The 7,887-nt window shown below is 55.6% G+C and carries 3 protein-coding genes and 3 pseudogenes; 4 read left to right on the top strand and 2 right to left on the bottom strand.

The features are described 5' to 3' along the window. The first annotated feature begins 510 nt into the window (after positions 1-510). Positions 511-3,057, top strand: coding sequence for an HVO_2072 family ArtA-dependent S-layer glycoprotein (gene csg, locus G9463_RS22685; protein WP_370457996.1), 2,547 nt, complete (start codon positions 511-513; stop codon positions 3,055-3,057). 91 nt (positions 3,058-3,148) lie between these two features. Here csg and G9463_RS24195 read toward each other — a convergent pair. Then, positions 3,149-3,580 (bottom strand): annotated as a pseudogene (locus G9463_RS24195) (IS6 family transposase); the annotation flags it as partial. 51 nt (positions 3,581-3,631) lie between these two features. On the opposite strand from G9463_RS24195, the gene G9463_RS22680 reads away from it, so the two are divergent. The 3 genes and pseudogenes from G9463_RS22680 to G9463_RS22675 all read left to right on the top strand — a co-directional run bounded on the left by G9463_RS22680 (position 3,632) and on the right by G9463_RS22675 (position 5,542). Further along, positions 3,632-4,882, top strand: a complete 1,251-nt coding sequence (locus tag G9463_RS22680) for an RNA-guided endonuclease TnpB family protein (protein WP_049938479.1) — start codon at positions 3,632-3,634, stop codon at positions 4,880-4,882. Between the two features lie 184 nt (positions 4,883-5,066). Continuing rightward, positions 5,067-5,231: pseudogene (locus G9463_RS24640) on the top strand (transcriptional regulator); the annotation flags it as partial. Continuing rightward, positions 5,228-5,542 (top strand): helix-turn-helix transcriptional regulator, encoded by a 315-nt coding sequence (locus G9463_RS22675; protein ID WP_007188626.1) that lies wholly within the window; start codon positions 5,228-5,230, stop codon positions 5,540-5,542. The pseudogene G9463_RS24640 and the gene G9463_RS22675, both read left to right, overlap by 4 nt. A gap of 1,248 nt (positions 5,543-6,790) precedes the next feature. Here G9463_RS22675 and G9463_RS22670 read toward each other — a convergent pair. Next, positions 6,791-7,753: pseudogene (locus G9463_RS22670) on the bottom strand (IS4 family transposase); the annotation flags it as partial. Between the last annotated feature and the right edge of the window lie 134 nt (positions 7,754-7,887).

Genomic DNA, 7,887 nt, shown 5'->3' with positions numbered 1-7,887 from the left:
TTTGACTAGCTGCCGACACTGCTCAACGAAGTCGAGGAGATCGACTTCCATAGCCAGAATTGATTTCCTCGGCTTCGTCCTTCTAACCCGTGATAACCGCCGATTAGATCGCTATTCAACGCGGCACTTTTTTCGGATACGGACCAGTCACTCCCACGTGCTCTGAGGCACCGAATCGCGTTCGGTCTCTTACCCCCATATCTTGTTTCACGCTATCACGGAGTAGCAGCGTTTCCATCGAGTCACCCCGTCCTGTTTGCCCCTCGGATCCGACCAAGCGTTGGAACACTCGTCACTCATCGGAAGGGGAGATTCTCTCGCTGAATCAAGATAATTGGCTCTGACAGTTCTATTTTGGAATTGAATACTATATTCTCTCTTCACAGAACACAAAGTATTTATAAACACTCGCGTTTGTCTAGCCCGTACCCCTACCATGCTGTCAGTAGTGAGTAAGCCAGGCGAAAGGCTTGGTGTGCACGTGACTGTTGTGTCACCGGTCAAGCGCAAATGAAAACTGCTGGTGGCGATTGCAACAGACAAACTATGACAAATACAAAACAAAAAATTAACGCAGTGTTCCTGTCTGCGCTTATGGTGATGTCCGTATTTGCGGCCGCCGTAGCGTTTTCAGGAGCTGCTGCTGCGAGTAATCGCGGTACGGCCGATGCAACCGCGTATAGCACAGGCCCAACAGATAATGAGGATATCCCGGACAGTTCAGGCGACGTTGGTCCCGGTCAGACAGTCTTCCAAGGGGAAGATGACCTTGACCAGTTTATTGCCAGCGATGGATCCACGACTGACGTCAGTAGCCTCACAAAGGCTGCCGGAGATAATGCGGGCATTACACTGGGACAGCCCATTAGCCAGACCCAAGAGACTGGTAGGTACACCGTTGGTGCCGATGGTGGCGAGGGCGTAATTGTGGAGTCTCCCAGCATCTCCGACGTTGAAGTGCAGAACACGAACGGCGGTGACGTGACAGGCTCTACGCTTGTGACCGCTGATACGGCATTCGTCCGTGTGGACTATAACTATGAGGAGGCTGAAGACGTTGAGATCACCGTTGAAGACGAAGACGGACTAGATGTAACCGACGAGATTCTCAAGGACAACGCCGACGAACTCGGCGGTGATGATGCCCGGGACACGCTTAATCCTCTGAATGATGAACGCGGTGACAATGGCGACTTCGACGTTGGATTCGTCCTTAACCCGAGCAATGTTGACGAGGGCCAGTACACCATCACGGTTGAAGGTGTTGAAGATCTGGACTTTGGCGATGCCTCAGAGACTGTAACGGTTAACGTTTCGAGCGACCAGAAGGCGTCGCTCAATCTCGATGAGGATGAAGTCGTGCAGGGGTCCAACCTGCGCTTCACCGTCGATGAGAGCCCGGAAGGAAACTTCCACGCAGTTGTCATCGAGAGTTCTGAGTTCCAAGACGACATTACTGACTCTCAGGCTGAGAAGATCTTCCGGTCTGTCGGTGATGTCCAAGATCGTGGACTCAATAACGGGAACGCGTACGCAGTCGTCGAGATTGATGGAGGCAGCGGCGTTGGCTCCATTGAAACACAGTATCTTGATGACAGCTCCATTGATGTCGAGCTTTACCCAGCGAACAGTATTGCCGAGGACAAATACCTTGACGACAATAATAATCTCGTAAGCGACCCTACTGGTCTCCAAACCGACGACGATCAGACCGTTGAGGTTGTTGAAGGAGAAATCTCGATCGACAATCCGTCCGGAACGTATGTCACCGGGTCACAAGTCGATGTGAACGGGACTGCAAACGAAGGTGTGGATAACGTCGCAATCTACGCTCGTAACAACAACGACTACGAACTCGTTACGATCGATAACAGCAAGGTAATCAGTGTTGACGGTGACGACACGTTCAGTGAAGAGGATGTTCAGCTTGACGGTGACACTCTCGGTAACAGCATTCTGAGTCTTCCGGGGAGCTACCGAGTTGGTGTCATTGACGCACAGGATGCCGCTATTGATAATGACAATGCGGTACCGGATGACACCCTCACCACCTCGGAATTCAACAGTGGTGTCAGCTCGGCCACGTCTCTTCGCGTGACTGACACAGCACTGAACGGAACGTTCACCACATATAACGGTCAGATTGCGAGTGAAGATGGCCAGATTGACGTTGATGGCCAAGCGCCGGGCAAGGACAACGTTGTTGTTGCCTTCGTTGACTCTCGCGGCGATGTCAGTGCACGGTCGGTTTCGGTAGATGATGATGATACCTTCAGCGAGGAGGACCTCAATCTTGACACTCCTGCTGGGAATGACCTCAGTGAGGGGACCGTTACGGCTCACATCATTTCGTCGGGGCGCGACGGCACTTTCGGTGAAGATGCTAACGTCGATGCTTCGACATTCGCAAGCGATATTGAGGACTACCAAGGAACCGGTGAGCAGGTGCGAGATCGCATCATACAGAACACGGTTGATGATACTGCTAGCGATGACCTCATCGTGAATGAGCAGTTCCGGCTGACTGACGGACTGACCACTGTAGAGTCAGCTACCAGCCCTGTCGAAGCTAACGGCACAATCGAAGTTCAGGGCACTACCAACCGTGAACCAGACGACAACACAATTACTGTCGAACTCCTCAACAACGAGGATGAGTCAATTACTGTCGACAGTACAGATAACTGGGGTACTGACGGGCAGTACTCCGTCAGTGTTGACCTATCCGATGTCGACGTTGAGCCTGGTAACTACACTATCGAAGTTGACGACGGTGACAACACTGATCGGACCAGTGTCACTGTCGTTGAGGCAGGCTCGCTAGAGGAAGAGCAGCCGGACACGGAGACGCCGGAGCCGGACACGGAGACGCCGGAGCCGGACACGGAGACGCCGGAGCCGGACACGGAGACGCCGGAGCCGGACACGGAGACGCCGGAGCCGGACACGGAGACTGAAGAGGCCACGACCGAAGCAAGTGGTCCTGGCTTCACGGCAGCCATCGCGCTCATCGCGCTCGTTGCTGCTGCACTCCTCGCTGTTCGCCGCGATAACTAACTGGACTCGTTCCAGTCTTTAACGCTCCATTTTTTGATTGTGTCGCAAAGCGGTCTAGAGTTTGCCTCTGGTACTCTCAATTGAGTCATCATAGCCACTGCTTCGCACTTAATTGACTACCCCGCCAGAAAGGGTAGAAGCGGTCGATTCGCATGGTCACAGTAAAGAACCAATTTATATGTGGTTCCGGAAACTGTAATCAAGCGGACCGTTCAAATCCTGATGTGAGAGCACAGTCAGATGGCTACCAGCATTGACGAGAAACACTGACTCGGCGATATCGTGTTTCTGAGTGAGCCCATGTAAGAACGCCGCTCCGAACGGACCCCGCGGCGGATCCGCAGTCGGTGGTCGTTTTGGGCTTCAGACAACGTATTAACCCAAGTCAAAACCGCGCCATGAGGACAGTCTACGCCGAATGGAGACCCATCCCAAATCGACAGACCTGTGTCGGGGTGGGCTCGTTCTGTTAAACAACTTGACTGTCCTCGTCTAACGCTCTGGACAAGTCAGCGAGTTTCATTGCCAACACTCACTAAGACCACCCCGCTTCGCAAACTCGCTCAACTGGACAGTGCCCCGCACCTATGTCTGTCGCATCACCAACCATTCACAAGTGGCTGGTGTGCTGGACAGACACGGCTGGTCGGCCAGCAAACTCTGGAACGTTGCACTCTACTACGCCCGACAACAGTGGGACGAAACCCGCGAAATACCCGACGAAAAGGAACTCAAACGCGAGCTGAAAACCCATCCAAAATACAAGGGACTGCACAGCCAGTCCAGCCAGAAAGTTCTTGAAGAGCTTTCCGAAGCGTTCAGTTCGTGGTTTGGTTCCGACGACGACCGGGACAACCCACCGGGCTACCGCAAAACCAACTACTACGACAGCGACGGCAACAGAGTCCACGAAGAACATCCCCGCTCAACGGTAACGTGGAAGAAAAAAGGCATTCGCCACGACACAAAACACGACAGAATCCGCCTGAGCAAAGGGAAAAACCACAAAGACGGACGTGATTTCATCCTTTGCGAGTACCAGACACCACCAGCAGTTAACTTGGAGAACATCCAGCAGGTTCGTGCTGTCTACAACAGTGCGAAGCGTCGATGGGAGTTGCACGTCGTCTGTGAGACGGAAATTACCGCAGAGTCACCCGATGAGAAGACGGCAGGCGTTGACCTTGGCATCTGCAATCCCGCCGCTGTCGCGTTCCCTGACGACGCCCTGCTGTATCCGGGCGACACGTTGCGCGAAGACAAGCACTACTTCCAGCAAGAAGAGTACCAGACAGAAGGCCCGCACGGCCCCAGTCAGAAAGCACAGTGGGCGCGTGAAAAGCTGTCGCGGCGTAAAGACCACTTCCTTCACGCCCTGTCGAAGGACATTGTTGAGCGGTGTGTTGACCACGACGTTGGCACTATTCTTGTGGGCGACCCAAGTGGTGTCGATGAAGACGACTGGGGCAGACACGGCAACAAACGCCTCGACAACTGGGCGTATAAGCGATTGATGAACCTCATCGACTACAAAGCTCGTGAACGTGGCATCGAGGTGGAAATGCCCGACGAACGTGGCACGTCATCGTCGTGTAGTGTCTGTGGACACGAAGATGAAGACAGCCGTGTTGAACGTGGACTGTGGAAGTGTGACTGCTGTGGCATTGTCGCACACGGCGACGTGAATGGAGCCGATAACATCAGACAGAAAACGCTACCCGTGACCCCTCCACTGGGGGGTAGCGGTAACGGCTGTTTGGCCCAGCCTTGCGTCATTCAATTCAGCCGGACTCGCGGATTCCAACCGCGAGCACCCGCCGAGTGACGCGCGAACCCTAATATCCCAACGCTTGCGGTGCGGTCGGGATTCACCCCGACTTCAGGCGGGTGAGGAGGTCAAAATACCATCCGCTACTTTAATCTGGAGTATCTCATCTGGGCACAAGTCGATAAGTCGACATAGCTTCTCCCGTTGGATGCTACCTTCTAATAGGAACTGATCAAGAGGCCACGGTGCACCCGCTGGGGACGTACTGGACACGCTCGCCCGGGAGTACGGAGCCGATCGGGCGCTGACGGCCCTGCTGGATCTCTTGGTGCAAGGTGACTGTTACCAGCCCGAACCAGCGACGCTGCGGCGGGCCGACGCCGACGAGTTGGGAGGCGACCGATGACGACCTACCACGACCTGACGGGCTTCCAGCGCAATCTCCTAGAAGCTATCGCCGCCGTCGACGATGATCCGTATGTCCTCGCGCTCAAGGGCTACCTCAACGAGCGCTACGCCGACCCCATCAACCACAGCCGGCTCTACCAGAATCTTGACCAGTTCACCGATAAGGGCCTCGTCAACCGCGACGAACTCGACGCTCGCACCAACGCCTATACGCTAACCGACGCCGGCCAAGACACGCTCTACCGCCAGGCCGAAACACTCGCCGGCCTGTGTGAACTGCCTCGACCCGTCACTGGAGGTGCGCAGTAATGCCCAACAACTCACGCAGCGCCGTCGCTCAGCGGGCAAAGACGGGGACCCAGTCGGCCGATGCTGTCAGAGGCACACAATCACTGGGCAGGTGATGACCGACTGGTACCCTACTGGAATATACGCACATCTCACACAAAACAGTTACTCGCAGGGACTCCCTCAAAGTCCGAGTTGGAAGGTAGTCCGCCGCCCGCGACGACGGACCAGCTCTCGTGCCTCTGACAAGTATCCAGGACAAAGTGGACAACTTTGTGCTGGCACTTCTTGCGTAAGTGGCAATGATAAATATAATTTAATGCTTACTTTTGGAGCAGAACACATCCAGCAGCGTCGCAAAAAGCGGGCTCTAGAACTGAACCAACCGATAGGATGGGTGGTAATATCGGAGACACGGCCGTGTGATCTACCCCCGATCCGTTGCTGGGGAGGGGCGACAATGACGTTCGTTCCGGGCATACAAGCCAAGAAAAATACCACGCAGTTTTTACCCGACTGCCGGGAAACGGAGGCCAGGTGGCACTGGGCACCTGCTGTGCCACCCGAATGTCGGAGGCACAAGCGGGTTCTTTGCCCCGCACACGGCTCGGCCAGAGTGACGCCGCGATGTGGCCCAGCCTGTGGCGGCAATCAGAACTCGTTTCTCTCGTATGAACTACCCAGTAATAATTCTATTTCAGCCCTGCGACACAGCGACACACTTCTGGCCCCCGACTCTTCGGACAGTCAGGTTCCAACGCGGCGCTGGACCGTGACCGTCACGCAGATAGCCACCAGCGGGTGCGACGACTTTCCTGTCTACAGCAACAGAATGGTGGGTATCTTGGGGGTGTGAGAAGTGGGGTGGAAGCCACCATCCGAGATCGGCAACGAGCTCCGACCCTGCCACAACCTGAGGGATGGACACATCCAACGCGAGTTGACAGAGGCCAGAGCCCACCTGCCGCTGACACGGGTGGTGATAAAAACGGCTGCGATATCCTCGCGGTGTCTGTCGGTTTGCTACAATATTGTTCTCGAGACAATCACACCGACCAGCATCGCCTGACGGCGACAGGGTTCTCAAACTGTGCACCGCAGAATGGTGGGCAGCCGGAAGACCCCGGCGTGCCTCGCACCACCCAATATTGCCGTTCCCGGCGACAGGTCCTGCACCCAACACATTCGCTTCGTCAACCGGCTATCGGGGAAACATGGAGCGCGGGGCAGAACCTATCCTCTGATAGCAGTGCTGTCATTGGTCTTTAGTTAGGCCACACACCTCGGTTGCGCCGCGGTAGCGAGCGTCTCTTGTAAGATCGGTCGTTGCTGGTGGATCTTCTGTGCATCTTCGATCAGCCGCTCCAACAGCGGCGGTGGCGAGTAGCCGAGGTACTCACCGAGTTCGTGGAGGATGAACTGGGCGTGCGACCAGAAGGTCGCCGCCCAGTGTTCCGGCGGAAACACGATCTCATCGTCGGCCTGCTCGGTGACCAGATCCAACAGTTCACGGCTCACCAGCAGTGACAGCAACGCTGCGTACAGCAGAATCTCCACGACAGCCGTGTTGCTTGTGTCGAATTCGCCCAGTTCGTACTGCGTCTTCAGCTCACGGAACAGTGTTTCTACCTCCCACAGACACCGACACAACGTTGCTAGACCAGCAGGGAGAAACTCCTCTCGCGGCAGATTCGTGATGTAGAGATGGTAGTCGTCGGCGTCCTCGTCGCGGACGCCGACGACGCGGAACCGCTTCGCATCCAGCGACCGCGTTCCCTCGTACTGCCCGCGCTTGAACTCTGCTTTGACCTCTACGTCGATGTACTTCCGCGGGAGGTCACCGACCACATCGTGGATCTGCTCCCCCTCTAAGGGAATGGCGCGCCCGCGCCATTCCCGCAATTCCCTCGTTATCACCGGATTCGCGTTCTGTTTCAGCCGGCTCACGAAGTAGCCGTCGTTCTCGTCGATCAGCGCGAAGCGGCGGTACTTGAAGTACGCGCGATCGAACAGAACTAGCCGTCCTTGCAGCCACGATCCTGTCTTGAACAGTGTGCTGTCATGCGTTTTCTCGTCAGTTACGTCGATCCGTTCAATTGTCTGGTCAGTGGCGTTGTGGAGCAGGTGGAGCCGTGCTCCAGCCTGCTCCTCGTGACGGGCTTAGAACTCATCAGAGAGGAACTCATGCAACCGCAACACCGTTCCATCAGCGGTCATAACGTCCCTGAATCGGCTGCTCTGTTGACTCGATGGAAACGCTGCTACGCCATGAGAGCGTGAATTAAGACATGGGGCGCAAGAGACCGACCGCTATTCCGTGCCTTAGAGCACGTCGTGTTGACTGGTCCGTGTGCGAAAGAAGCCGA

Origin of the sequence: Haloarcula sp. JP-Z28 (genome assembly GCF_011440255.1) — an archaeon.
Lineage (GTDB): Archaea > Halobacteriota > Halobacteria > Halobacteriales > Haloarculaceae > Haloarcula > Haloarcula marismortui.
This window is presented reverse-complemented; position numbering and strand designations above follow the sequence as displayed.